The sequence below is a fragment of the Bifidobacterium scardovii JCM 12489 = DSM 13734 genome (assembly GCF_001042635.1).
Lineage (GTDB): Bacteria > Actinomycetota > Actinomycetes > Actinomycetales > Bifidobacteriaceae > Bifidobacterium > Bifidobacterium scardovii.
The window spans coordinates 2647575-2670983 of sequence record NZ_AP012331.1 but is presented as its reverse complement, the minus strand read 5'-3'; the positions used below and the strand labels follow the sequence as shown (position 1 = coordinate 2670983).

At 66.5% G+C, this 23409-nt stretch carries 20 protein-coding genes and 1 pseudogene; 14 read left to right on the top strand and 7 right to left on the bottom strand.

The features are described 5' to 3' along the window. Positions 1 to 110 precede the first annotated feature (110 nt). The 3 genes from BBSC_RS12910 to BBSC_RS10900 are packed head-to-tail and all read left to right on the top strand — an operon-like array spanning position 111 to position 2327. Positions 111 to 761, top strand: a complete 651-nt coding sequence (locus tag BBSC_RS12910; protein ID WP_051923298.1) for a DUF805 domain-containing protein — start codon at positions 111 to 113, stop codon at positions 759 to 761. A gap of 16 nt (positions 762 to 777) precedes the next feature. Beyond that, complete coding sequence (locus BBSC_RS10905) at positions 778 to 957, top strand: hypothetical protein (RefSeq protein WP_033518815.1); 180 nt, start codon at positions 778 to 780, stop codon at positions 955 to 957. A gap of 8 nt (positions 958 to 965) precedes the next feature. After that, entirely contained in the window at positions 966 to 2327 is a 1362-nt protein-coding gene (locus BBSC_RS10900) for a hypothetical protein (protein WP_144414476.1), read from the top strand. Between the two features lie 9 nt (positions 2328 to 2336). On the opposite strand, the gene BBSC_RS10895 is transcribed toward BBSC_RS10900, so the two are convergent. Next, the gene (locus BBSC_RS10895; protein WP_046726254.1) at positions 2337 to 3017 is read right to left on the bottom strand and encodes a response regulator transcription factor; all 681 of its coding nucleotides are present in this window, start codon (positions 3015 to 3017) and stop codon (positions 2337 to 2339) included. Positions 3018 to 3183: 166 nt separating this feature from the next. On the opposite strand from BBSC_RS10895, the gene BBSC_RS10890 reads away from it, so the two are divergent. Together BBSC_RS10890 and BBSC_RS10885 are read left to right on the top strand one after the other, a co-directional pair. Further along, positions 3184 to 4368, top strand: a complete 1185-nt coding sequence (locus BBSC_RS10890; RefSeq protein ID WP_144414475.1) for a CPBP family intramembrane glutamic endopeptidase — start codon at positions 3184 to 3186, stop codon at positions 4366 to 4368. A 140-nt stretch (positions 4369 to 4508) separates the two neighbouring features. Beyond that, a complete protein-coding gene (locus BBSC_RS10885; RefSeq protein ID WP_033518818.1) occupies positions 4509 to 5690 on the top strand; it encodes a diguanylate cyclase in 1182 nt (393 codons plus the stop codon). Here BBSC_RS10885 and BBSC_RS10880 read toward each other — a convergent pair. Further along, a pseudogene (locus tag BBSC_RS10880) lies at positions 5687 to 7033 on the bottom strand (FAD-dependent oxidoreductase). The gene BBSC_RS10885 and the pseudogene BBSC_RS10880 sit on opposite strands and share 4 nt — an antisense overlap. Before the next feature lie 670 nt (positions 7034 to 7703). Between BBSC_RS10880 and murA the strand changes: the two are divergent. Then, on the top strand, positions 7704 to 9062 hold the full coding sequence (gene murA, locus BBSC_RS10875) for a UDP-N-acetylglucosamine 1-carboxyvinyltransferase (RefSeq protein WP_046726256.1): 1359 nt from the start codon (positions 7704 to 7706) through the stop codon (positions 9060 to 9062). Between the two features lie 140 nt (positions 9063 to 9202). Then, entirely contained in the window at positions 9203 to 9481 is a 279-nt protein-coding gene (locus BBSC_RS10870; RefSeq protein WP_033518820.1) for an Lrp/AsnC ligand binding domain-containing protein, read from the top strand. A gap of 10 nt (positions 9482 to 9491) precedes the next feature. Here the strand turns inward: BBSC_RS10870 and BBSC_RS10865 are convergent, their stop codons facing one another. Together BBSC_RS10865 and BBSC_RS10860 are read right to left on the bottom strand one after the other, a co-directional pair. After that, a complete protein-coding gene (locus BBSC_RS10865; RefSeq protein WP_081893114.1) occupies positions 9492 to 10802 on the bottom strand; it encodes an MFS transporter in 1311 nt (436 codons plus the stop codon). Positions 10803 to 11022: 220 nt separating this feature from the next. Further along, positions 11023 to 11709, bottom strand: a complete 687-nt coding sequence (locus BBSC_RS10860) for a TetR/AcrR family transcriptional regulator (RefSeq protein WP_033518822.1) — start codon at positions 11707 to 11709, stop codon at positions 11023 to 11025. A 202-nt stretch (positions 11710 to 11911) separates the two neighbouring features. Here BBSC_RS10860 and BBSC_RS10855 point away from each other — a divergent pair, with 202 nt between their 5' ends. The 7 genes from BBSC_RS10855 (at position 11912) to BBSC_RS10825 (ending at position 20221) form a co-directional block, all read left to right on the top strand. Further along, positions 11912 to 12796 (top strand): lysophospholipid acyltransferase family protein, encoded by an 885-nt coding sequence (locus tag BBSC_RS10855; protein ID WP_033518823.1) that lies wholly within the window; start codon positions 11912 to 11914, stop codon positions 12794 to 12796. Positions 12797 to 13035: 239 nt separating this feature from the next. Next, positions 13036 to 14037: an NAD(P)H-dependent glycerol-3-phosphate dehydrogenase gene (locus BBSC_RS10850; protein ID WP_033518824.1), complete on the top strand. Its 1002-nt coding sequence runs from the start codon at positions 13036 to 13038 to the stop codon at positions 14035 to 14037. A 150-nt stretch (positions 14038 to 14187) separates the two neighbouring features. Beyond that, on the top strand, positions 14188 to 15327 hold the full coding sequence (locus BBSC_RS10845; protein ID WP_033518826.1) for a D-alanine--D-alanine ligase family protein: 1140 nt from the start codon (positions 14188 to 14190) through the stop codon (positions 15325 to 15327). A 624-nt stretch (positions 15328 to 15951) separates the two neighbouring features. Then, complete coding sequence (locus BBSC_RS10840) at positions 15952 to 17121, top strand: ABC transporter substrate-binding protein (RefSeq protein ID WP_033518827.1); 1170 nt, start codon at positions 15952 to 15954, stop codon at positions 17119 to 17121. A gap of 36 nt (positions 17122 to 17157) precedes the next feature. Next, positions 17158 to 18087 carry an ABC transporter permease gene (locus tag BBSC_RS10835; protein WP_033518828.1) on the top strand — a complete coding sequence of 310 codons (930 nt, stop codon included), beginning with the start codon at positions 17158 to 17160 and terminating at the stop codon, positions 18085 to 18087. Next, on the top strand, positions 18078 to 18992 hold the full coding sequence (locus BBSC_RS10830; RefSeq protein WP_081893113.1) for an ABC transporter permease: 915 nt from the start codon (positions 18078 to 18080) through the stop codon (positions 18990 to 18992). The genes BBSC_RS10835 and BBSC_RS10830 overlap by 10 nt, the downstream gene beginning before the upstream one ends. Continuing rightward, positions 18989 to 20221: an ABC transporter ATP-binding protein gene (locus tag BBSC_RS10825; RefSeq protein ID WP_033518830.1), complete on the top strand. Its 1233-nt coding sequence runs from the start codon at positions 18989 to 18991 to the stop codon at positions 20219 to 20221. The genes BBSC_RS10830 and BBSC_RS10825 overlap by 4 nt, the downstream gene beginning before the upstream one ends. A 39-nt stretch (positions 20222 to 20260) precedes the next feature. Here BBSC_RS10825 and BBSC_RS10820 read toward each other — a convergent pair whose 3' ends face one another. The 3 genes from BBSC_RS10820 to BBSC_RS10810 form a co-directional block, all read right to left on the bottom strand. Continuing rightward, positions 20261 to 21034, bottom strand: coding sequence for a mechanosensitive ion channel family protein (locus tag BBSC_RS10820; protein ID WP_033518832.1), 774 nt, complete (start codon positions 21032 to 21034; stop codon positions 20261 to 20263). 173 nt (positions 21035 to 21207) lie between these two features. Continuing rightward, positions 21208 to 21903 carry a TetR/AcrR family transcriptional regulator gene (locus BBSC_RS10815; protein WP_046726257.1) on the bottom strand — a complete coding sequence of 232 codons (696 nt, stop codon included), beginning with the start codon at positions 21901 to 21903 and terminating at the stop codon, positions 21208 to 21210. A gap of 125 nt (positions 21904 to 22028) precedes the next feature. Further along, on the bottom strand, positions 22029 to 23276 hold the full coding sequence (locus tag BBSC_RS10810; protein WP_033518833.1) for a DUF2974 domain-containing protein: 1248 nt from the start codon (positions 23274 to 23276) through the stop codon (positions 22029 to 22031). Between the last annotated feature and the right edge of the window lie 133 nt (positions 23277 to 23409).

The following is a 23409-nucleotide window of genomic DNA, read 5'->3' as shown; positions in this document are numbered from 1 at the left end:
CGCCTTCGGCTCCCCGTGGACATGCGTTGACGGCGCTGCCCGGCCGGCTGGACGGGTGATCGGATACGGTGTTGAGTTGGTAGTGCACCATGGATCGGAGGAAGTGCGTCATGAGCGATGAACTCAAGCGCCACGATGCGGACGACCGGGATTTGTCCGATGGGACGGGTCCTTATACGGGCCGTTCCGAAGAGCCGTTGGATATGCCCTCGGCCGGGCCGGACCACCGCCCGCCGCTGTGGGCGCCCTGGTACGGCATCGGCTTCGTGCAGGCCATGGCGCGCTTCGTGCGCAAGGCCTTGGTCTTCGACGGGCGCGCCTCGCGGCGCGAGTACTGGTGGGTGCGCCTGGTCCTGTTGGTGTTCGTGGCGTGCTGCGGCGTTGGCGCCCTCCTGTACGACGGCGAGGGGTACGGTGCCGAAGCGCCCTTCGACTGGACTGGAACTCCCTTTGACATGGTCGTCGTCGGGGCGTACACCCTGTGGTTCGTTCCGGAACTGTCGCTGTCGGTGCGCCGCCTGCATGACGCGAATCTACGCGGTTGGTGGGTGGTGCTGCCGACCGTGATGCAGCTCGGCGCGCTGTTGGTCGGTGGTTCCACGGCGATCGCGAGCAGTGCTCAGGCGCTGTCCGTGCAGACCATGGCCATCGCGCTGTTGGCGCTGTTGGCGCTGCTGCTGTTCGCCATGCTGCTGGAAGTCGTATTGATGGTCTTGCCGAGCGACCCTCGCGGCGTGCGCTTCGACAAGCCGCGTCCGTGACGAAAGGTGGTGCTCGATGAGGACCTTCGATTGGCGTGCCGGCTGGAACCGGTGGCGGCGCTGGTGGCGCGAACCGCATTTTCTGGAGAAATGCGCGTTTTTCGGCGGCCTGCTCACGCTGCTGCAGCTGGTGCTGTTCCCTCCGGACTCGCCGTTGCAGATGCTGTGCGTATTGGGAGGCCTGGCCGCGAGCTGATGCTGCCGGTGGCTCCGAAGACGGCGTGCTCGGCCGGATTGGCGCTGTGCCTGGCCTCGACGTTCCTGCCGCAACGGTACTGGAACATCAACGGCATCGCGGTCATCGTCATGTTTCTGGCAGCAGGCTATGCGATGCCGCGGCTGGTGGCGGCGCTGCTCCCCTTGGCGTACGCCGTCGTCGACGCGTTGCTCTACGTGCGTTTCGGCACGGGGGCGTCCGGCGGGACGATCGTCGAAAGCCTGCTCGACACCTTCGCCGATGCCGATCCGCGCAGTTCCCCTCCCTCGCATGCCGTCGACACGATGCCCCAGCACGAGCTGATCGTGTTCGTCGGCGCGTTGGTCTTCGAGATGATGGTCTTCGGTTTTCTGGCGATTCTTGGCGTGTCGTTCCGGCGCACCACGCAGGCCACCAGGCGGCTTGCCCGCACCGAGCGCATGCTCGGCCGCGTCACCCGGGAACAACGGCTCGCGCATATGATCCATGACGCGGTGGCCAATGACATGTCCACGATCGCGATGCTGGCCTGGCGCGCGAAAACCGCGGACGATGACGCCGCCATGCTCGATTCGATCTACGAGCGCTCGCAGCATGTCCTCGAGCGGGTGCATGAGGTGATCGACGTGCTGAACGGCAAACGCGAACTGGATACTGAGCTGAATGCAGTCAGAGAGGGCGGCCCGGGCGCGCCGGATGGGTCCGGTCCGCGATCCGGACCGGCCGGGGGCGCGGATGCCGTGACGATGCCTGGGACGGACGGCCGTCCCGGCGCAGGGCCGGCCGCGGCGGGGACCGGGCCGGCCGCCTCGGATGGCCCGGGATATTCGTCCGGTTCGGGCGAGGCCGGACCGGGGACCCCGTCCGCGGCCGGCACGCCCGCCGGCCCGGCCTCATTCGACGCCAGGCTGGAAAAGTACGTGGAGGATCAGGACCGCGCCATGGCGATGCTGGGACTGCACGGCGCCACGCGGCTGACCAGCGCGCCGGACGCGGACGTTCCCGTGCCCGTGCAGCGCGCGGCGATGAACCTGACCGAAGAGATCTACGCGAACATCGTTCGGCACTGCGCGCTCGACGCGGAGGGGCCGCGTCAGTCGGATACGGACGCACACGTGGACGGCCTGCAGGAGCCGGCATACAACCTGTTCATCGATATCGCCAAGGATCGCGTGCGCATCAGCGAGGTCAACGCGCTGACCGAGTCCTCGAAGACGATGGTGCACGGCACGCGGCACGGCAACGGCGTGGCGATGCAGGCCACGGCCATTGAGGCGCTGGGCGGCACGCTCCACGCCACCGCGCAGGATGGCGCATGGACACTGAGCGCGGAAATCCCCTGGAACGACCCCGCCGCGAATATGATCTAGTACCCGCGTTCAGCGGCCCAGCCACAGGGCGATGGCATGGGCCAGGGAATGGGCCCCGAGCTTGTCCACGGCGCGGTGGGCATGGGTGCGCACGGTCGAAGCGGCCACGCCCCATTGCGCCGCGATCTGATCGTAGGTCAGCCCCTGCGAAAGCAGGTGCAGCGTTTCGGTTTCCTTCGCGCCGAGGTTCGGAGCGAAGGCGTCCTTGCCGGCGCGGGCCCCTCCGTCGACGATCATGGAGTGCGCCTGGACGGCGGTGCGGAACGCCACGTCGGGCATCGGGCTGAAGGTGCCGCCTTCGGCCACGCGGTGCAGCGCCTTGGACAGTTGCGGAATATCGGCTTTCGACGCGATGCCCTGCGCGCCGGCCTCCGCCACGCGCTTGGCATAGGTGTCCACGGAGAAGGCGGTGATCGCCAGCAGCGCCACCTGATCGGTGCGCGCCCGGATCTTGCGGCATACGCTCACGCCGGTCGATTCGCCCAACGACATGTCCACCAGCAGCAGCTGGGGCCGGGTGTCGGGGTCGAGCGCCCTCTTCACCGCGTCGTCGCCGCTTTCGACGCCCCACATCCAATGCGAGCCTGGCAGCAATTGGGGCATCACCCCCTTCAGGGCAAGCAGCGCCATGCGGTCGTTATCCACCGCAGCCACCCAAACCGGCGAGGATGCGCCTTCTTGTGCACTCATGGCAATTATTGTAGTAAGAATCATCTCAATGTCACCCCATGTCGTGGCCCCGCGTCGCTGCAGCTGGTGCGCTGCCCGCTCCGCGGCGGCGCGGATCGGGTGCATACATGTACACATATATGGGCAGCGTGTCCCCGCCTGCGATAATTCGCGTAGCCTAGAAGCCATGAGCATGAACGCACCGCAATCTCCGCAGCCGCAATCTCCGCAGGATCCGCCGTCGCAGTCCCGCCAGCCCGTGCCGCCGCAGCCCCAGTACCAGCAGCCGCAGCAGCCGTCGAACCAGCAGTACCCGCCGCAGCCGCCGCGATATCCGCAGCCGCAGTATCCGCAATATGCGCCGTACCCGTACCCGCAGCCGTACGTCGACCCGGTCAGGGTGCACCGCCGTGCGCTGCGTACGGCGGTGGGCCGCCCGGCCGGGCTGATCCTGGCCTATCAGGCCGTCTTCACGGCGGTGTCGATGGTCGTCGGCTTTACGATCGGCCTGGCGATGCTGGTGTGCGGCATGGAATCGGATACGAACGCCGATCTGATGCGCGTGCAGGAACAGGCTACGCAGGCCGGATTGCGCTGGACCGGCGTGATCAGCCTGACCTCCGTTGGCTTCGGCTTCCTGTTCATGCTGCTCATGCGACGTCGCTCGATATGCACCCGCGAGTTCTGGGCGGGCGATCGCCAGCGCGGCCGGATGCGGCCCGTCTGGCTGCTGGTGTTCATCGTGCTGATTATCAGCGCGCAGGCCGTATTCACGCTGCTCCAGATGGCGCTGCAGGCGATGGGCCTGTCGCTGGTCTCGCCAACGTCCGAGGCCATCGACCAATCCGCCGTCACCGTGAGCATGTGGCTCTACATCGGGCTGGTCGGGCCGATCGTCGAGGAAGTGGTGTTCCGAGGCGTGCTGATGAAGGAACTCAAGCCGATGGGCAGGAACTTCGCGATCCTCACCTCGTCGCTCATGTTCGCGCTGTACCACGACGACCTGGTGCAGGGGGCGTTCGCGTTCGCCATCGGGCTGCTGCTCGGGTTCGTGGCCATGGAATACTCGGTGCTCTGGTCGATCGCGCTGCACATTTTCAACAACGCGGTGATCGGCGGGGCGTCCAGCCTGATCGCCATGCGCTTCGGCACGACGGGAGAGGCCGTATTCTCGCTCGCTCTGCTGGCGATCGGCGTCATCGGTCTCATCGTGATCATGGCGAAACACGGGTGGGGGCTGCGCCTGTACCATCGCGTCAACCGTTCCGCGCCCGGCACTTACTGGGGGTGGACGTCGGGCCGCTTCATCACCTTCTGCGTGCTCAACGCGCTGGTCGCGCTCGTTTCGTTCGCCGTGGTGGCGCTGATGTGACGGAAGCGGCGCGCGGACGCCCGGCGAGGCGCCGTCCGTCCGATGCGACACGCGCGGTACGCCGTGCCTTATCGTGGTAGTAACGATATGCGCGGTATGTATCGGGTGAGAAGCATCGGATGATTGCGAAAGGCGAAGCGATGGGCCAGGATTTCGAACCGTTCTACGACGTCAACCTCAGCTATGACGACAATTATGCGCGCGGGCCGTTCGGCGCGTTCGCGGAGGCGCTCGCCGGCGCGGCCGATGCGTCCGGCGCGGCTGATGTAGCCGGATCGGCGGCCGTTGGCGCGGCGGCCACGACCGAGTTCCTCGGGCATCGGGTCAACCTGCCGTTCGGCATTCCGGCGGGGCCGCTGCTCAACGAGTGCTTCACCACGGCCGCGTTCCGCAAGGGATTCGATCTGGCGACCTACAAAACCGTGCGCTCGCGGGCATGGGGGTGCAACCCGTTCCCGAACGTGCTGGCCGTGCACCCGAAAAGCGCGGATGGCTCGCTGACGCCGGGCAGCGCCGAGCTCGACGAGGGCGTTCTGGCCGACACGCGGTACGAGATGCCGATTTCGATCTCCAACTCCTTCGGCGTGCCGTCGCGCGATCCCGACGAGTGGCAGCCGGACATGCGCAAGGCGATCGCCGCGGCGGGCCCCGGCCAGCTGCTTATCCCCAGCTTCCAGGGGTCGCGTGAGCCGGGCATGACCACCGAGGCATACATCGCTGACCATGTCGCCACCGCGCGGCTGGTCAAGGAGACCGGTGCCGGGCTGATGGTGATGAACACGAGCTGCCCGAACGAGGGGCACAATCGCCTGCTATGCCACGACCCGCTGCTGGTCGGCCGCATCACCGAGGCAGTGAAGGGCGAGATCGGCGATCTGCCGCTCGCGGTGAAGATGGCGTATCTGCCCCCGGTCGAAGTCGAGGGCGGTTGGGGCGAGCACCGCCGCATCGTCGACGACTCGGCGCTGGAGCTGATGGTGCGCGAGACCGCGGCCCGGGATTCGGTGCAGGCGTTCTCCGCGATCAACACGATCTCCGCCCGCTTGGTCGACGCGCAGGGCAACCAGGCGCTGCCGGGCGCCGGACGCGATCGCAGCGGCGTATGCGGCCGCGCGATCCGCCACGCCGGTCTCGACATGGTGCGCAGGCTCGCCGTGATCCGCGAGAAGCTCGGGCTCGACTATACGATCATCGGTCTCGGCGGCGTGGTGTCGCCCGAGGATTACCGGTCGTACCGCGCCGCCGGCGCCGATGCGGTGATGAGCGCGACCGGCGCCATGTGGGACGCCGATCTCGCTCTCAAGATCAAGACCGCGCGCTAGGCCTCGGCCGCGGCCTTCATGGCGACGGCGCCGACGTAATACACCGGCTTGTCGAAGTTCGGCTGGAACAGGAAGTCCACGTTCGCCAGATCGTCGATCGTGAAATGGGCCTGGATCGCCATGGAGATCACGTTCGCGGCGCCGGACACGTCGGCCTTCGCGCAGAACTGGCCGCCCTTGACCTCGCGCGTGTCGGGGTCCCACGTCAGGATGCTCGTCACCGGCGTGGTCGTCAGCATGAAGTCCGGGCGGTAGTCGTCGGTCAGCGAGGTCTCGTGCACGGTCAGGCCGCGGCGCTGCGCGCCGGCCGCGGTCAGGCCGGACGCGGCGAGCGACAGATCGTACAGCTGCACGGCGCTCGTCGCCTGCGTGCCCATGTACTTGCGCGTCGGCGTTTCGATGTTGCCTCCGACAAGCAGCCCTTGGCGCACGGCGTTGGTGGCCAGCGGGATATAGTCGTGCCGGCCGGTCGGGTTGAAGAACACGGTGGCGGAATCGCCGGCCGCGTAGACGTCCGGCACTGAGGCGCGCATGTACTCGTCGACGATGATCGCCCCGTTGGGCAGCATGTCGACCTGGCCCTTGAGCAGATCGGTGTTCGGGCGGAACCCGACCGCAAGCACCGCGAACTCGGCGGTGTATTCGCCCTTCTCGGTCACCACGGTCACCGTGTCGTCGGCGTTGTCGCGGAATTCGACCACCTTCTGGCCGAGCGCCAGTGTCACGCCGTGCTCGCGGAACGCGTCCTCGACCTGATCGGTGATGACCTTGTCGAAATTGTTCGCCAGCACGCGGTCGAGGCCGTCGACCAGCGTCGTCGTAACGCCGACCTGCGAGAACTGTTCGGCGAGTTCGGCGCCGATATAGCCGGAGCCGATCACCACCGCGGACTTGGCGTTTTTCGCCGTGGCCTTGATGACCATCGCGTGGTCCTAGTTCTTGCACAGCAGCACATGCTTGGAATCGATGCCCGGAACCGGCGGGATCACCGGCGCCGAACCCGTGGTGACGACCAGCTTGTCGAAGGACAGCTCGTGCGTGGCGCCATCTTCGGCGTCGAGGCTGCGGTAGGTCAGGGTCTTGCCGGCGACGTCGACGTCGGTCACGTCGGTGCGCATGTGCATCGTGGCTCCGGCTGCCGCCAGCGCCTCGGGCGAGGAATAGAACATCTTCTTCGGATCGGACACGTTGTCGCCGACCCACAGCGCGATGCCGCAGGAGAGGAACGACAGCGTGGCGTTGCGCTCGAAGACGTGCACCTGCCAATCGGGGTGCTCGGCGAGAATGGACTGCGTGGCGAACGTGCCGGCGTGGGTACAGCCGATAACGGCAACTGTGGTCATACAAGGCTCCTTTGCTCGTATACCGCGGGTGCCCCTTGCGCCCGCGGCTGATCCAGTCCAATCAACTGTAGCAATGAGACCCAGATCACATCCAACCGGCATGGCCGTGGCACTGTGATCTTCCCCACAGTGCCGCGCGGCCTGGTTTCGTGGCGGGTGGCTCCTCCACCGCGCGGTAATCCTTCCACGGCGTGGCTGATCTTCCACGGCGCGGTAAACGTTCCACCGCGTAGTACTGCAAATTGGCCGTATTCCATGGTTTCCGTAAATCGGCTTGCCGCGCGGTGGGGTGTTTCGTGCGCGGTGGAATGTTTGCCGCGTGGTGGGAGTCGGATCGTGCGATAAACCCTCCACCGCGCGGTAATCCTTCCACGGCGTGGTAAACGTTCCACCGCGCGGTGCTGCGGAATGGCCGTATTCCGGGGTTTGCGTAAATCGGCTTACCGCGCGGTGGGGTGTTTCGTACGTGGTGGATGGTTTGCCGCGTCGTGGATGCTGTACCGCGCGGTGGGGATGCACGGGTAATGGGCTCGTTGGAGCCTGGTATACGGAGGGAAAGTGGCCGTATGCCCGAAAAATGGCACGAACGGTACTCTCAGAGCACATTTCGGGGGCCTTTCACGGGGTCGCCACACACGGTGTGGCAAACTAACGGTAGTGTTATCCACTGATGCCATTGAAGAGAACGAAAGAGGTTAGCGTGGCCGAGGACCAGAAGGACGACATCCTGCACGTTGAGGGCGGCAAGCCGCTGAACGGCACGATCAAGGTGCGTGGCGCGAAGAACTTCGTCAGCAAGGCCATGGTCGCCGCGCTGCTCGCACCGGGCAAGTCGGTGCTGAAGAACGTGCCGGAGATCCGCGATGTGCATGTGGTGTCCGATCTGCTGCGTCTGCATGGCGTGGACGTGGACGTGAACGGCGAGAATGGCATCGTGACGATCGACGCGAGCCACGTGCAGCTCGCCGATGTGGCCGACGTGGACACGCTGTCCGGCTCGTCGCGCATCCCGATCCTGTTTTCCGGCCCGCTCGTGCATCGTCTCGGCGAGGCATTCATCCCGGCGCTCGGAGGATGCGCCATCGGCGGCCGCCCGATTGACTTCCATCTGGAGACGCTGCGCAAGCTCGGCGCCACCGTCGACAAGGAACATAAGGACGGCATCCACATCACCGCCCCGAACGGCCTGACCGGCGCGAAGATCCACCTGCCGTACCCGTCCGTCGGCGCCACCGAGCAGACGCTGCTCGCGGCCGTGCTGGCCAAGGGCAAGACCGAGCTGTCCGGCGCCGCGACCGAACCCGAAATCATGGATCTGGTGTGCGTGCTGCAGAAAATGGGCGCGATCATCTCCGTGGATGTGGACCGCACCTTCCGCATCGAGGGCGTCAAGGAACTCAAGGGCTTCACGCACACGGCGCTCACCGACCGCATCGAGGCCGCGAGCTGGGCGTCCGCCGCGCTCGCCACGCACGGCGACATCTTTGTCAAGGGCGCGACCCAGCCCGAGATGATGACCTTCCTCAACGTGTTCCGCAAGATCGGCGGCGAGTTCGACATCACTGACAAGGGCATCCGCTTCTGGCATCCGGGCGGCGACCTGAAGCCCGTGGCCATCGAGACCGACGTGCACCCCGGCTTCATGACCGACTGGCAGCAGCCGCTCGTCGTGGCCCTGACCCAGGCCAACGGCCTGAGCATCGTGCACGAGACAGTGTACGAGAACCGTTTCGGCTTCACCAAGCCGCTGGTTCAGATGGGCGCCACGATCCAGCTGTACCGCGAGTGCCTCGGCTCCCTGCCCTGCCGCTTCCAGCAGCGCAACTACAAGCATTCCGCCGTGATCTTCGGGCCGACCCCGCTGACCGGCCGCGACATCGACGTGCCGGATCTGCGCGGCGGGTTCAGCCATCTGATCGCGGCGCTGGCCGCGTCCGGTCCGTCCGACGTGCACGGTATCTCGCTGATCGACCGCGGCTACGCCGACTTCCGCGGCAAGCTGACCGCGCTCGGCGCCGACATCGACTGATCGGCCGAGGGGTGGATGGCGGCGGGGCTGTGCGGCCCCGCCGCGCGTTTTTTCGGAGCGAACGGTTCCGGCCGTACGGGTCGGAACCGTATAATGGCGTTGACATATGCCAGACCATGCAAGGAAGCAAAGGAGCGACTATGGCTGACGCAATCGTGCTGATCAACACCGAGGCGAACAAGGTATCCGAGGCCGCGCAGGCGATCGTCGAGATCGACGGCGTCAAGGACGTGTATTCGGTGGCGGGGGAGGTCGACCTGGTGGCCGTGGTCTCCACGCCGCATTTCGACGGGCTGACCGACATCATTCCCGGCGGTATCGCCAAGGTCGACGGCGTGCTCGGCACGCAGACCCTGATGGCCTTCCGCCAGTATTCGTCCAGCGACGAGGCCGCCGCCTACGATCTCGGCGTCGACTGATCGTCGGCCGTCAGCAGCCGAACCGCTTGGATAGCGGGGCCATCGCGGCGGTGAGCAGCGCTGCCGCCGCCGCGGTGGCCAGCAGTACGGCGGCCACGGAGAAGCGGTCATAGGCCCATCCGTAGATTATCTGGCCGAGGGGTTGGGCGCACATGGCGATGGCGCTGGTCATGGCCATCACCTTGCCGGTCATCGCCTCCGGCGTGCTCATCTGGATGGCCGGAATGGCGATGAGGTTCGTGAAGCAGCAGGCGATCATCGTGCCGCAGGTGAACGTCACCAGTGCCGCGAGTCTCGCCCATGCGCCGATCGGCAGCAGGAACGCGATGCCTTGCGGTGCCAGACATGCCGTGAGCGCCGCCATCGCGGCGGGGAAGCGGCGCATCGTCAGCTTCGCCGCGAATAGCCCGGCGACGAGCGCGCCGACTGTGCCGGCGACGCCGACCAGACCGTCGGCGACGCCGTAGACGGTGGCGCCGAAACCGAGCGCGGTGCGGACCGTGTAGGGGAAGCCGACCGCGGATATGCCGGTGATCAGGAAATTCAGCGCCGCCGCGAACATCAGCAGCCTGAACACGTTCGGTCGGTCGCGCACAAGGAAACGCACGCCGGCCGCGAGATCCTCGATCGGCGTCGGCAGCCGTCCCTCGCCGCGATCGGGCGCCCCCAGCCGGATGAGGCATTCCAGCGCGGCCGCTCCGGCGAAACTCGCGATGGTGACGATCATCATGGTGCGGATGCCGAACGCCGCATACAGCACGCCGCCGAGAAAGCTCGGCAGCAGGCTGCCCAACTGCTGGACCTGATTGATCACGGCCATGCCTTGGCGCATGGTGGCCGGCCCGTGGCTGCGGAACAGTTGGGGGAGCGCAGCCTGCACGGTCGGCGTTTCGAAGGCGCCGAGCACGGCGAGCGACACCTGCATGGCGGCGATGGCGGCGATGCTGAATCCGACGGCCGCGAAGACGATCGCGCTCGCCAGCACGAGCGCGGCGGAAAGGGCGTCCAGCGCCACCATGATGGTGCGTCGGTTGACGCGGTCGGCCAGCACCCCGCCGAACGGGGAGAGCAGAATGGTCGGCGCGATGGAGACGGCCAGGATGGAGGCGAACGAGGCGGCCGAACCGGTCTCGTCCAGCACCCACATCGACATGGCGAAGCGGAGCATCATGTTGCCGAACAGGGAGATGCCCTGGCCGGCGACCAGCAGCAGGAAGTCGCGGCCGAGCAGCGGGGAGTGCGGCGAATCGCCGTTGCGCGGCGCGGTCCGGCCCGCTGCGACGGCCGCCGAATCGCCCGTATTGGTGGTTGGAAGGGTCATGGCGGATACCGGTCCTTTCATTTTAATACCGACCGACGGTATGTAAATTGGCGATGATGCGATGGCGGATGATGGTCGTCGGTGACGGCCGACGGCAGATATGCGATGGATATGGGAAGCGTGCCCCCCATACGCGGTTTGTCGGTAGCGAACTGATGGGATGTGCGTCGCATGCGGCCGGGGGCTGGCCTGACGGTCCGCGAAGCGCGCCGAAAGGGCCTTACCCGGCGGTGCCGGCCGAGGGGGAGGACTGGCCGGAGCCATGCCCGTCGAGACGTGCGTAGAAGTCGGTCATCAGGTCGATCATGTCGGCGTCGAACGCGGGCACGCCGATTGCGGCGAGCATGGTGGCCAGACAGGTGACGCGCTTCTTCAGCTCGGCGCGCGTGGCCGGATAGAACTGCGTGAGCAGCCAGTAATTGGTGAGCAGGGAGATCAGCTCGGCAGCCTCGCGCGGGTATTCGGTGGGGATGGAGCCGTCGGCGATGCCCGCCTCGAGGATCGGCATCCAGTGATCGGGCAGTTCGCTGGCCCAGAAGTGCAGGTTGCTGGCCAGCGTGGTCGGATCGTTGAGGAACCGCGCCGCCTCTTGGTTGAGCTGGTTGTGATCCTCGTCTGTCATGGCCATGCTGAGCAGCGTGCGCAGCTTTTCCATGCCGTTCAGGCCGGTGTCGGCCATGATCCGGTCGCGCAGCCCCTGGCTGGAATCCCAGTCCATGCTGGTGAGCCGGTCGAGGATCGCCTCCTTGGAGGCGAAATGATGGTATATGGCGCCTTTGGACAGGTCGCCGAGCCGGTCGACGATGTTTTGGATCGATGTTTTCTCGTAGCCCTGCTCCGCGAACAGGTCCCGCGCCGCTTCGAGGATGCGCCGCTCGGTCACTTCCGGATGCGTGTTGCGTGCCATGGCCGGCCTCCTTGCGATATGTTGTGTCCAGTATACATACCGACGGTCGGTATGTATATCGTCGTGTGTTGCGGGCGCGTCGCGGCGCTGCGGGCGGCGTCGCGCGCCGGCTGCGCGCCGGATGTGCGCCGGACGGGCGTGGATCGTGCAGGGCCCGCGTGTGGCGTGCCGCCGGTACGGGGCTGGCGGCACAATGGAACGCATGGCATCCAAAGGAAAACCGTCGCCGCGCTCCGCGGTCAAGCCGTTATCCGATGCGCAGGTGGCACAGCTCGCCGCGCGGCATCGTCTCGTCGATCCCACGCACGAATTCCCGACCGGTCCGCGCAAGGCCAATCAGGCCGAAATCAACGCGCAGAACCCCAAGGCGACCAAACGATTGCTCGCCGGGGTCGCCGCCGTGTTCCGCGCCAGCTGCAGGACCCGGGCGTGGGGGCTCGAGCATGTGCCCGAGGAGGGGGTGTTCATCACCGCGGCCACGCACGTCACCATGTTCGACGTGTTCGTGCCGATGATGAGCCTGTTCCACATGGGCCGCCGCCCGCGTTACATGGCCAAGGCGGAGATGGCGAAGTGGCCGCTGATCGGCAAATGGTTCCAGCTGGTCGGCATGCAGCCGGTCGAGCGCCGGTCCGGCAAGGCGCGGGCCATCGAGGAGACCTCGATCGAGATCATCACCAACGGCAGGCCGCTGACCGTGTGGCCGGAGGGCACGGTGACGCGCGATCCGCAGAAATGGCCGATGAGCATGAAGAACGGCGTCGGCGTCATCGCGCTTGAGGCGTCGCGCCGGCTGGGTCGCCAGGTGCCGCTGTTCTGCGCGGTGACGTGGGGCGCGGCCAGCATCAACCACTGGTGGCCGTGGCCGCGCAAGAACGTGGTCATGTGCTACGACAATCGACTGGACTATGCCGATCTGCTCGCCGATCAGGAGTCGTGGGGCGACGAACTGCCGCAGGAGGCCGCCGACGAGCTGACCAGGCGCATCCGCGTGCGCATGACCGAGATCATGGCCGAGATCCGCGGCGAGCAGGCCCCCGACGGGTACTGGGACTATCGCACGATGCGGCGCGTGAAGGACGCCTGAGCGGCGTTCGCTTCGTCGCCGACCGGCGGCGGCTGCCGTTGCGGTATCTGCCGCTGCTGCCGCCGGAACGGTGGGATCCGCATCGCTCCCCTCAGCCCGCGCTGCGGGCAGCTCCCCTCATGGAGGGGAGCCATGGGGGTGGAGACGCATCGTTGAGCGGTATGGCAGGTTGTAGCATGTCACCAAGCGATGGTCGTGACGCGGGGATACGGAACCCCATGCGGAAATGGAGGCAAAACATGGGTAAGAGAATTACGGTACTGGGTGCGGGCGCATGGGGTACCGCTTTCGGCCAGGTGCTGGCCGATGCGGGCAACGCCGTGACGATGTGGGCCAAGGAGCCCGAGATCGTGGAGGGCATCCGCGACCATCACCACAACGGCGTGCGTCTGCCCAGCGTCGAGAAGCTGCCCGAGAACATGACCGCCACGGGCGATCGCGCCGAGGCCGTCAAGGACGCCGACATCATCGTGGTGGCCATCGCGGCCCAGTTCGCGCGCGTGGCGCTCGTGGAATTCAAGGACCTGATCCCGGGCGATGCGATCGTCGTGAGCCTGATGAAGGGCATCGAGCGCGGCACCAGCAAGCGCATGGACGAGGTCGTGCGCGAGGCGCTCGATCTGCCGGCCGACCGCTTCGCCGCCATCTCCGGCCCGAACCTGAGCAAGGAGATCGCCGACCGCCAGCCCGCGGCGACCGTCGTGGCCTGCGTGAACATCGACCATGCGCGCACGGTCGCCGAGGCGTGCACCACCAGCTACTTCAAGGCATTCGTCAGCACCGACGTGATCGGCCTCGAAATGTGCGGATCGCTCAAGAACGTCGTCGCGCTCGCCGTCGGCATGGCCCGCGGCGCGGGATACGGCGAGAACACCGCCGCGATGATCGAGACGCGCGGCCTTGCGGAGCTGACGGCGCTCGGCCAGGCCGCCGGCGCCGACCCGAAGACCTTCGCCGGACTCGCCGGCGTCGGCGATCTGATCGCCACCTGCGGCTCCCCGCTGAGCCGCAACTACACCTTCGGCTCGAATCTCGGCAAGGGGCTGAGCGTCGAGGAGGCCACGAAGGTCAGCAATGGCGTGGCCGAAGGCGTGCCGACCACCGACGCGGTCGTGGCGCTCGGCGACGAGCTCGGCGTGCCGACCCCGCTCGCCTATGCGATGAGCCGCGTGCTGAGCGAGGGGCTGTCCTGCAAGGAGATGCTCGCCCAGCTGTTCGGCGGCGACATCACCGAGGAGTGAGGCCGGCGCCCCGCATGTGAAGTTCTCACGGTGGGTTGCCCTACGTAACCACCCGTGACATAGGGGAGAGTAATCTGGCCAACGATGGTATCGAGCATCGGCGGCCGAAACGGCAGCAAGAGCACGCCCCATGAAGGAGCAAGGGAGAACATGGCCAAAAAGCGCGTTGTGGTGATGTACGGCGGTAAGGCGGACGAGCATTCGATTTCCTGCATTTCCGCCGCAGGAGTGTTGAAGGCGTTGGACGCGGATCGCTTCGAGGCGATCGAGATCGGCATCACCAAGGCCGGTCAGTGGATCGTCGGGGGGCAGGACCCCCGTGTGTGGGATCTGAACGGCGGCGCGTTGCCGACCGTCGAGCGCGTCGAGGGCTCGCGCGACGTCGTGCTGGACGTGGCGCTCGGCCAGGACGGGTTCTTCGCCCGCGAAGCCGATGGCACGATGACCTCCCTTGGCCACGTCGATGCCGTGCTGCCGGTGCTGCACGGCCCGTTCGGCGAGGACGGCACGATCCAGGGCCTGTTCGAGATGATGGATGTGCCGTACGTCGGCTGCGGCGTGCTCACCTCCGCCGCGTGCATGGACAAGCACTACACCAAGGTGCTGCTCGCCGCGGCCGGCATCCCGGTCGCCCCGGGCATCACGCTCGACACGCGGTCGTTCGACAAGGACGGCGAATTCGCCGCCGACGCGGATGCGGTTCTCGCGCAGGTGGAGGCCGCCGGACTGAGCTACCCGCTGTTCGTCAAGCCTTCGCGCGCCGGCTCCAGCTTCGGCGTCACCAAGGTCGAGCATGAGGGGGACGCCGCCGAGCTTGCGGCCGCGGTGTACGAGGCGAGCCACCACGACTGGCGCGTCCTGATCGAGCAGGGCATCGACGCGCGCGAGATCGAATGCGCGGTGCTGTGTCCGAAGGCCGGCGAGGAGCCGCGCGCCAGCTGGCCGGGCGAGATCGTGCTCGACAAGCGTGCCGGCGGCGACGACCAGTTCTACGATTTCGACAGCAAGTACATGGATGCGACCGCCAGCCACGTCGAGGTTCCGGCCAAGCTGCCGGCCGAGCTGCTTGAGCGCGTGCGCGAGACCGCGGTCAAGGCGTTCAAGGCCGTGGACGGCACCGGTCTGAGCCGCGTCGACTCGTTCGTCACCCCGGGCGGCGAGGTCATGGTCAACGAGATCAACACCATGCCCGGGTTCACCCCGATCTCCATGTACCCCAAGGCGTGGGAGGCCACCGGCATCACCTACACCGACCTGATCACCGCGCTCATCGAGGGCGTGCTGCGCTAGGAGCGGTGTCCGGCGTTGAAAACGTCCGAGTACCAACGTCGTTACTCGGACGTTTTCGACGCTATAAGGCGTCTCGGCGTTGAAAGTGTCCGAGAACCAGTTTGTTACCCAAACTTTTTCGACGTTCCAAGGTGTTTTAGCGTAGAGAACGTCCGAGAACCACTCTGTTACCCAACCGGTTTCTACGCCGGAGGCCTCATACGCGTTGAAAGTGTCCGAGAACCGCTCTGTTACCCACGCGCTTTCCACGCCAGCAGGCGGTTCAGCGGCAGTTCACCATTGTTCATATGGGATCCTCAAAAGACAAGATACTGTTCATCCCGCGTCCAGAGTCGCGTTAACTCGCACCCGTAGCCTCGATTCTTGGATGTGCGGGCGCCGCGGCATGCCCGGGACTCTTCCCGGGGCCGGCGCCTCCTGCGCAACGGAACGATGAATCGGCTTGTTGGAGCGGTTCGGCGGATCAGGCCGATGAATCGGCGTGAGGGATCGGACGGACGGAATGGGCCGACGGGGCGATCCGGATGCACTGCAGGGAACCGGACGGTCCCACGCCGGGCACGGCGCGGGACCAAGTCGCGGCATGGCCCGCATCCGTAGCATATGAGGAAAGGAATAATCCTGATGAATTCCCTGCAGAAGCTTGCGGCCGGCTCCCTTGCCGCCGTTCTCGCCCTGTCGATGGCCGCCTGCGGTTCGGGCAGCGGCGGCACCGCGGCCAGCGGCGACTCCGCCTCCGGCAAGGCCGTGAAGGTGAACGAGAAGTCCGCGGCCGCCACCTCGCTCGCCGACTTCGGCACGATGGCGGATCTGGAGAAGGCCGCCAAGGAAGAAGGCGCGCTCAACGTCATCGCCCTGCCGCACGACTGGTCGAACTACGGCGAGGTCATCGACGGCTTCAAGAAGAAGTACCCGGAGATCAAGATCACCGAGCTCAACCCGAACGCCTCCTCCAAGGAGGAGGTCGACGCGGCCAAGACCAACAAGGGCACCGACGCCGCCCCCGACGTGTTCGACCTGGGCCTGTCCGTGGCCGACTCGAGCACCGACTACTTCGCCCCGTACAAGGTGCAGGCGTGGGATTCGATCCCCGAGAGCGCCAAGAACGCCGACGGCCTGTACTACGCCGACTACACCGGCATCATGGCGATCGGCTGGAACAAGGGCAAGTACGGCGACATCTCCTCGCTCGACGATCTGCTCGACCCGAAGTTCGCCGGCACCGTCGCGCTCAACGGCAAGCCCGCCGAGGCCGGTTCCGCGTTCAACGGCTTCCTTATGGTCAACGCTCTGTCCGGCGGCGACCTCGACAACACCCAGCCCAGCCTCGACTTCTTCAAGAAGCTCAAGGACGCCGGCAACCTTACCCAGATCGACGTGACCAACGCCACCATCGACTCCGGCCAGACCGGCGTCGTGTTCGACTGGAGCTACAACCAGGCCTCCTACCAGTCCTCCCTCAAGGAACAGGGCGTGAACTGGCAGTACAAGACCTTCCCGAAGGCCCAGGTCGTGAGCTACTACAACCAGGCCATCAACAAGGACGCCCCGCACCCGGCGGCCGCCCGTCTGTGGGAGGAGTACCTGTACTCCGCCGACGCCCAGAACCTGTGGCTCAAGGGCGGCGCCACCCCGGTGCTGCTCGACGCGATGCAGCAGGACGGCACGGTCGACAAGGACACGCTCGCCAAGTCCGTCAAGCTCGAGGGCGACCCGATCAACGCCACCAGCGAGCAGGCGGCCAAGATCACCGAATGGCTGCAGAACAACTGGGACTCCACGATCGGCAACTGATCGCGCACCGGTCGAACCCGAATCGAAAACACCATCATGAGTAGTGCAGCATCTGCACCATCATCTCCGGCCGCCCGCGTCAACCGCGGGCGCGCCGCGTCTTCCCCCGCGATCTCGGCGCATCGCAAGGCGCTGGGCACCATCGGCGTGACCATCCCGTTCTTCGCCTACACCGCCTGCTTTCTGCTCGCCCCGACCCTGATCGTGGTGTTCGGCGCGTTCACCTCGGCCTCCGGCGGCTTCACCCTCGCCAATTTCGCCAAACTGCTCGAGCCGAACACGATCTCCAGCTTCGTCACGTCGCTGGTCGTCTCGCTCGCCTCCGCCTTGATCGGCGCGGTCGCCGGCGCGCTCGCCTCCTACGCTCTGGTGATCGGCTCGAAGCCCAACGGCCTGCTGCGCCGCATGGTGTCGGCCGTCTCCTCGGTGCTCGCCCAGTTCGGCGGCGTGATGCTCGCGTTTGCGTTCATCGCCACGCTCGGCATCAACGGCGTCGGCACGATGCTCATCAAGACGCTGTTCGACTACACGCTGAACCCGAACTGGCTCAGCTCCCTGCCGGGTCTGGTCACCGTCTACTGCTACTTCCAGATCCCGCTGATGATCATCATCTTCCTGCCGGCGGTCGATTCGATCCGCCCGCAATGGCGCGAGGCCACCGAAAGCCTGGGCGGCAACACCTGGCAGTACTGGACGCGTGTGGCCGGCCCGATCCTCGCGCCGCGCTTCATCTCCTCGTTCCTGCTGCTGTTCGCCAGCGCGTTCTCCGCGTACGCGACCGCCGCCGCGCTCTTCTCCCAGCGCTCGATCCTCGTGCCGCTGATGATCCAGGGCGCGATGCGCAACGAAATGGACCCGAACCAGCAGGGCTTCGCCCAGGTGCTCGCGTTCGCGATGATCGTGGTCGTGGCGATCGTCATGATGATCAGCCACGCCGTGGAAAAGAGGGCCGGACGATGGCAGTGATCATCAACGATGCCGGAGTCGTCAACGAATCCGGCGAAACCCTGACCCCGCTGCAGGCCGGCGCCCCCAAGCCTCCGCAGCTGCGCGCCCGCCGCGTGCGCCGGCAGGGCGAGATCAAGGCGGTGATCCTCACCGTCACGCTGCTGTTCCTGTTCCTGCCCTTGCTGTCGATGCTGCTGTTCACCGTGCGTCACCCGCTGTCCGGCAAGTGGAGTCTCGCCGCATGGCAGGCGATCTTCACCGGCAACGGCGAGGCGATGGGCACCGACATGGCCGTGCTCTGGCAGGGCCTCGGCTCGTCGCTCGGCCTGTGCGCGGTGACCGTCGTGATCATGCTGCTGCTCATGGTGCCGACCATGGTGATCGTGCACATCCGGTCTCGTCAGCTGGAGCGGGCGATCGAATGGGTGGCGACCCTGCCCCTGACGATCCCCGCGATCGTACTCGTCGTCGGGCTCGGGCCGATCTACCGCTGGCTGAGCGCCGACGTGCTGAGCACCGATCCGATCTGGCTGTGCTTCGCCTACGTGATTCTGGTTATGCCGTTCGCCTTCCGCGCGATCGCGGTCGGGCTGAACTCCATCGACGTGAAGACGCTGTGCGAGGCCTCGCGCTCGCTCGGCGCCTCGTGGCCGCGCGTGTTCTTCCGCGTGATCATCCCGAATCTGTGGCAGTCGATCCTGTCGGCCTCGTTCATCTCCATCGCCGTGGTGCTGGGCGAATACACGGTCGCCTCGTTGCTCGGCCGCATGAACCTGCAGGTCGCGCTGTTCCAGATCGGCCAGTCCAATTCCCAGATCTCCACCGCCATGTCGTTGCTCGCATTGCTCTTCGGCGTGATTCTGCTGGTGGCCTTGGATCTTATCTCCAATGCGATGCGCAACCGTAAGGAAGGCACACAATGACCATCGCCGACCAGAAAGCCGCCGTCGCGTCGGCCGCCGAATCGTTCCGTTCCGGCGCGCGGCACGGCGGTTCCGCTACCGGTTCCGTCACCGAGGCCGCCAAGGCCGTGCTCAGGGATTCGTCCGGGCGCGGCGGCATCCAGATGCAGAACGTCGACAAGATCTACCCCGGGGCGTCGTTCAAGGCGCTCGACGACTTCAACCTCGACATCAAGCCCGGCGAGATGGTCGTGCTGCTCGGCGGCTCCGGCTGCGGCAAGTCGACCGCGCTGCGCTCGCTCGCCGGCCTCGAGGACATCCAGTCGGGCCGCATCATCGTCGGCGGCCAGGACGTGACCGGCGTGCCGGTCAACAAGCGCAATATGGCGATGGTGTTCCAGGCGTACTCGCTGTTCCCGCACATGACCGCGCTGCAGAACGTCGAATTCGGCCTCGAGGTGCATGGCGTCGGCAAATCCGACCGGCGCCGGATCGCCATGGAGAAGCTCGAACTGGTTGGGCTGGTCGATCAGGCCGGCAAGTTCACCCAGCAGATGTCGGGCGGCCAGCAGCAGCGCGTGGCCCTGGCCCGCGCGCTCGCGGTGTCGCCGCGCGTGCTGCTGCTGGATGAGCCGCTGTCCGCCTTGGACGCGAAGGTGCGTGTGCAGCTGCGCGACGAGATCCGCCGCATCCAGCTCGGCACTGGCACCACCACCGTGTTCGTCACGCACGATCAGGAGGAGGCGCTCGCCGTGGCCGACCGCATCGGCGTGATGAACCACGGGCGCATCGAGCAGATCGCCGCCCCGCAGACCCTGTACCGCAAGCCGGCCACCGAATACGTGGCCACGTTCATCGGCCTGACGAACCGTCTGCCGGGCATGTCCGACGGCAAGGAGGCCATGGTGTTCGGCCGCCGCGTGCCCCTGCTGGAAGGGTCCAGGCGAGGGGACGACGCCACCGTGCTGGTGCGCCCCGAAAACCTGACGCTGCAGGCCGCGGACGCCTCCGCCGCGGCCTCGGGCGGCGCCTCGGGCGTCGGGGAGCGTGCGCGCGTCGAGGTGATCCACTTCCTCGGCGCGCTGGTGCGCGTCGACGTGGCGCTCTCCTCGGCGCACTGGCTGCGGCGGAACGACGGCGAGCAGCCGAAGGTCACCGTGCAGCTGCCGGCCAACGAGCTGCCGGCCGGCCTGGCCATCGGCTCCGACGTGATCGTCGCGCCCCGGCCGATCCCCGCGCTCGCCGTCTGACCGGCCACTGGCCACTGGCCAACGACTGGCCGCGATCGGCTACGCGCCGATCGCGGCCCGCTGTTCGAGGTAGTCGGCGTCGGCCAGTGCGCGCACGGCCGCATCGCGCACCGTGGACAGGAAGACGCCGGGCTTGGCGAAGATGAGCACCTCGCCTTCGATGCCGTACGGCGAGAATCCGGTGAATTTGACCAACGGGGTCGAACCCGGTTCGGCGAATTCGGAGGTCGCCTCCTGCACGCGCGCGATGATCCGCCGCGAGATCAGGTCGGTGTCGCCGCCGCCCTTCGCGGTGAACCGCACGCTGACCAGTCCCTCGTTGCCCGGCGTCAGCCGTTCCAGCGAGGCGGTGTTGAGCACCGAATTGGGAATCACCATCTCGTTGCCGCTGCGCTCGCGCACCACGGTCTGCCGCCAGGTGATGTCCTTGACCACGCCGGTTGTGCCGGAGACGGTCACCAGATCGCCCGGCTGGATCACCCTGCCGAGCATGAGGCCGAAGCCGCCGATCACATTCGCTATCGTGTCCTTCAGGCCCAGCGACACGGCGATGCCGCCGACGCCGAGCGCCGTCATCAGCGTGGTCGGGTCGATGCCGAACACCGGTTTGAGCACGATCGCCACCGCGACGACCCAGACCAGCACGCGCATGATGTTGATGAAGATCGAGGCGCTTGGCATATTGGTGCTGTCCAGCACCCGCCGCAGCAGGCCGCTGAGCGCCTTGGTGATCAGCGCCGCCGCCACGAGCGTTATCGTGAGAAAGATGATCTTGCCGGCGTTCGCGCCGAACCACTGCAGTATCGCGTCCATATCAGCCGTATCACTCCTGATCGGTTCCGGGGTTGGTCTGGTCCGATCCCATCCTACCCAGCGGCTGGTCCGTGGCGGGCCCGTGCGCGCTGGGAATTCCCCCGGATGATCCGGGGAAACCGGAAGGGGCTGGCTTGGCGGCGCGGCGCGGACCGCCCGGAGCGGGTCGCCCGTTATTCGCTGCGGCCGGTGCCCTCGTCGGGCGACCCCTGTCCGTCGCTTCCGTCGCTTCCGCCGATCTCCCGCACATCGTCGCGGAAGATGCGGTGCCAGTAGCCGCGCATGTCGGTTTTCGACATCGACAGGTACAGACCCATCGCCAGTACGGCCACATCCTCCTTGAGCAGGTCCTCCAACTCGATGCTGTTGCTCAGTTCGGGCCAGCGGCGCAGCACGCTCAGCATGCCGCCGACCGTGAAGTCGAGCATCAGATCGGTTTTCAGGTCGAGGTGATCTGGGTCGAGCTGCAGCGTGCTGATCATGGTGAGACGGCCGAAGTCGCGCAGCGAGTCGATGAGCGCCGGCGAGCTGTGCGGGCCGGCGAGCAGGGCGAGACGGTCCAGACGCTCGCGCGGCCCGGACGTGCGCAGCATGGTGATCACGTTCTTGCGCCACATCTCATCCGGATCGGAGTTCGGCGTGGGGAAGGCCAGATGCGTGTTCTGCACCGTATGCATGATGGCCGAGTCGGCGAGTTCCGGCAGCCCGCTGTAATGGTAGTAGAACGAGTTGCGGTTGACGTCGGCGGCGCGCACGATGTCGGTGACGGTGATCTTGCGGTACTCGCGATCGGCGAGCAGCTCCCAGAACGCGTTTTCCATGCGCTCCTTGGCCGGCAGGATCTCCGAATCTCGGCGTGGGCGTGGCATGGTGGCCTCTCTTTCGTTGGCGCTGCGGCAGGCGGCGGTACTGGGCTATTTGTCCATTATCGTTTTTTATTGGACAACGTGCCTAGCATCATCGGGTGGGTGCCCGTTTCGCGATGGGGGGGGGATTATCGCCGGCGGGCCAGCGACGCCGATACGAACAGATTCACGGCCTCCAGCAGATGCCGGCGATCCTCGTCCGACAGGCCGACGAAGGTGCCGATCATATTCGGCACGGCTTTCAGACCGGCGTTCATCAGGCCGGAGATGCTGTCGGTGTTGCTGGCGTGCAGGATCGAGAACAGCGCGTCGACCGTGCGCTCGCGCTGCTCGGTGCTCATCGACTCCAGCCAGCTGTTCAGCGACTGGTTGAACAGCTGCGAGCTGTGCGCCACTTCGGACAGATAGTCGAAGTCGTCGCCGTTCACCTGCCACGAGAACGCCAGATGCTGCATCGGCCCCTGCTGGTCGGAGCGCACCACGCGGCACGGCTCGGGGGTCTCGAAGATCATGCCGACGATCGACGAATCCGGCACGATCTTCTCGATGCGGTCCATCATGGCCGCATACGCCGGGCTGTTCACCACCGATGACGGGAAGCCCGGGCCGTCCAGCGAATACACCTTCGTGATGCGCTCGGCGACCTTCTCCGGCGCGTTGAGCGCGGCGTACACGGCCAGATTGCCGCCTTTGGAATGGCCGAGCAGCACCAGGGGGCCGCGCCACAGGCACGCGACCCCGTTCACGTACTCAGCGGCGGCGTGCTGGGCCGGGACCGGGTACTGGAAGGCCATGTTGAAGTCCTCTTTCCAGCCGACGAAAGTGTCGTCGGTGCCCCGGAACACGACCGCCAGCGTGCCGTCGGGCAGCAGCATCGTCACCGCGGCGAACTGCATCTGCCGCTCCCTGCTGAAACGGTCCGCGTACCCGTCGAGGCGGATTGGCGCGAATCGGGGGGATCGGGCCACGGCCTCGTACAGGTGTTGGGTGAGTTTCGGATCGGCCAGCCCGGTGTGCCCGGTGGCGACGTCAAAGTCCTTGGGGTCGAGTTCCTCGGCCACGTCGCCGAGCGTCACGTCGCTGAACGGGGCGCGGAACGGGAGCCCGCGCATGCGGTGCCGGTGCGGGGTGCCGGTCCGGGGCTGCGGGGGCTGTAAAGACTGTTGTACCACGCCGGAGTCCTGCGGGCCGGAGAACCACGAGCGCATCCTGGCCGTCAGCGTGCCGTAGCGCGCCGTGGCGTCGTCGAGCGTCTGCACGGTGGCCGGCATCTTCTCGTAGGCGAGCGAAGCCAGCACCAGCGCATCCACCGCGTTGAACGGCTCATCCGTGAACGACCGCGTTTCGCGTGACGCGTACTGCGTGATGTTGCCCAACTCGCTCCTCCTTCGGCGTGCCGGTGTCGTGCTCCCCATTGTACGAGCGGGCGCGCAATGCGCTGGTGCGCGAACGGGCGCGCAATGTGCTGGGGCGGTGGTAGAAACGAGGACATAGGGTGAGAATGCCAAC

What these genes read in the sequence shown, in the direction of transcription:
- BBSC_RS10855 (WP_033518823.1), top strand. Translation starts at nt 11,912, where the DNA reads ATGGCATCCAAAGGAAAACCGTCGCCGCGCTCCGCGGTCAAGCCGTTA.
- BBSC_RS10860 (WP_033518822.1), bottom strand. Translation starts at nt 11,709, where the DNA reads ATGGCACGCAACACGCATCCGGAAGTGACCGAGCGGCGCATCCTCGAA.
- BBSC_RS10840 (WP_033518827.1), top strand. Translation starts at nt 15,952, where the DNA reads ATGAATTCCCTGCAGAAGCTTGCGGCCGGCTCCCTTGCCGCCGTTCTC.
- BBSC_RS10850 (WP_033518824.1), top strand. Translation starts at nt 13,036, where the DNA reads ATGGGTAAGAGAATTACGGTACTGGGTGCGGGCGCATGGGGTACCGCT.
- BBSC_RS10845 (WP_033518826.1), top strand. Translation starts at nt 14,188, where the DNA reads ATGGCCAAAAAGCGCGTTGTGGTGATGTACGGCGGTAAGGCGGACGAG.
- BBSC_RS10865 (WP_081893114.1), bottom strand. Translation starts at nt 10,802, where the DNA reads ATGACCCTTCCAACCACCAATACGGGCGATTCGGCGGCCGTCGCAGCG.
- BBSC_RS10820 (WP_033518832.1), bottom strand. Translation starts at nt 21,034, where the DNA reads ATGGACGCGATACTGCAGTGGTTCGGCGCGAACGCCGGCAAGATCATC.
- BBSC_RS10905 (WP_033518815.1), top strand. Translation starts at nt 778, where the DNA reads ATGAGGACCTTCGATTGGCGTGCCGGCTGGAACCGGTGGCGGCGCTGG.
- BBSC_RS10890 (WP_144414475.1), top strand. Translation starts at nt 3,184, where the DNA reads ATGAGCATGAACGCACCGCAATCTCCGCAGCCGCAATCTCCGCAGGAT.
- BBSC_RS10870 (WP_033518820.1), top strand. Translation starts at nt 9,203, where the DNA reads ATGGCTGACGCAATCGTGCTGATCAACACCGAGGCGAACAAGGTATCC.
- BBSC_RS10835 (WP_033518828.1), top strand. Translation starts at nt 17,158, where the DNA reads ATGAGTAGTGCAGCATCTGCACCATCATCTCCGGCCGCCCGCGTCAAC.
- murA (WP_046726256.1), top strand. Translation starts at nt 7,704, where the DNA reads ATGCCATTGAAGAGAACGAAAGAGGTTAGCGTGGCCGAGGACCAGAAG.
- BBSC_RS10815 (WP_046726257.1), bottom strand. Translation starts at nt 21,903, where the DNA reads ATGCCACGCCCACGCCGAGATTCGGAGATCCTGCCGGCCAAGGAGCGC.
- BBSC_RS10830 (WP_081893113.1), top strand. Translation starts at nt 18,078, where the DNA reads ATGGCAGTGATCATCAACGATGCCGGAGTCGTCAACGAATCCGGCGAA.
- BBSC_RS10895 (WP_046726254.1), bottom strand. Translation starts at nt 3,017, where the DNA reads ATGAGTGCACAAGAAGGCGCATCCTCGCCGGTTTGGGTGGCTGCGGTG.
- BBSC_RS10825 (WP_033518830.1), top strand. Translation starts at nt 18,989, where the DNA reads ATGACCATCGCCGACCAGAAAGCCGCCGTCGCGTCGGCCGCCGAATCG.
- BBSC_RS10885 (WP_033518818.1), top strand. Translation starts at nt 4,509, where the DNA reads ATGGGCCAGGATTTCGAACCGTTCTACGACGTCAACCTCAGCTATGAC.
- BBSC_RS12910 (WP_051923298.1), top strand. Translation starts at nt 111, where the DNA reads ATGAGCGATGAACTCAAGCGCCACGATGCGGACGACCGGGATTTGTCC.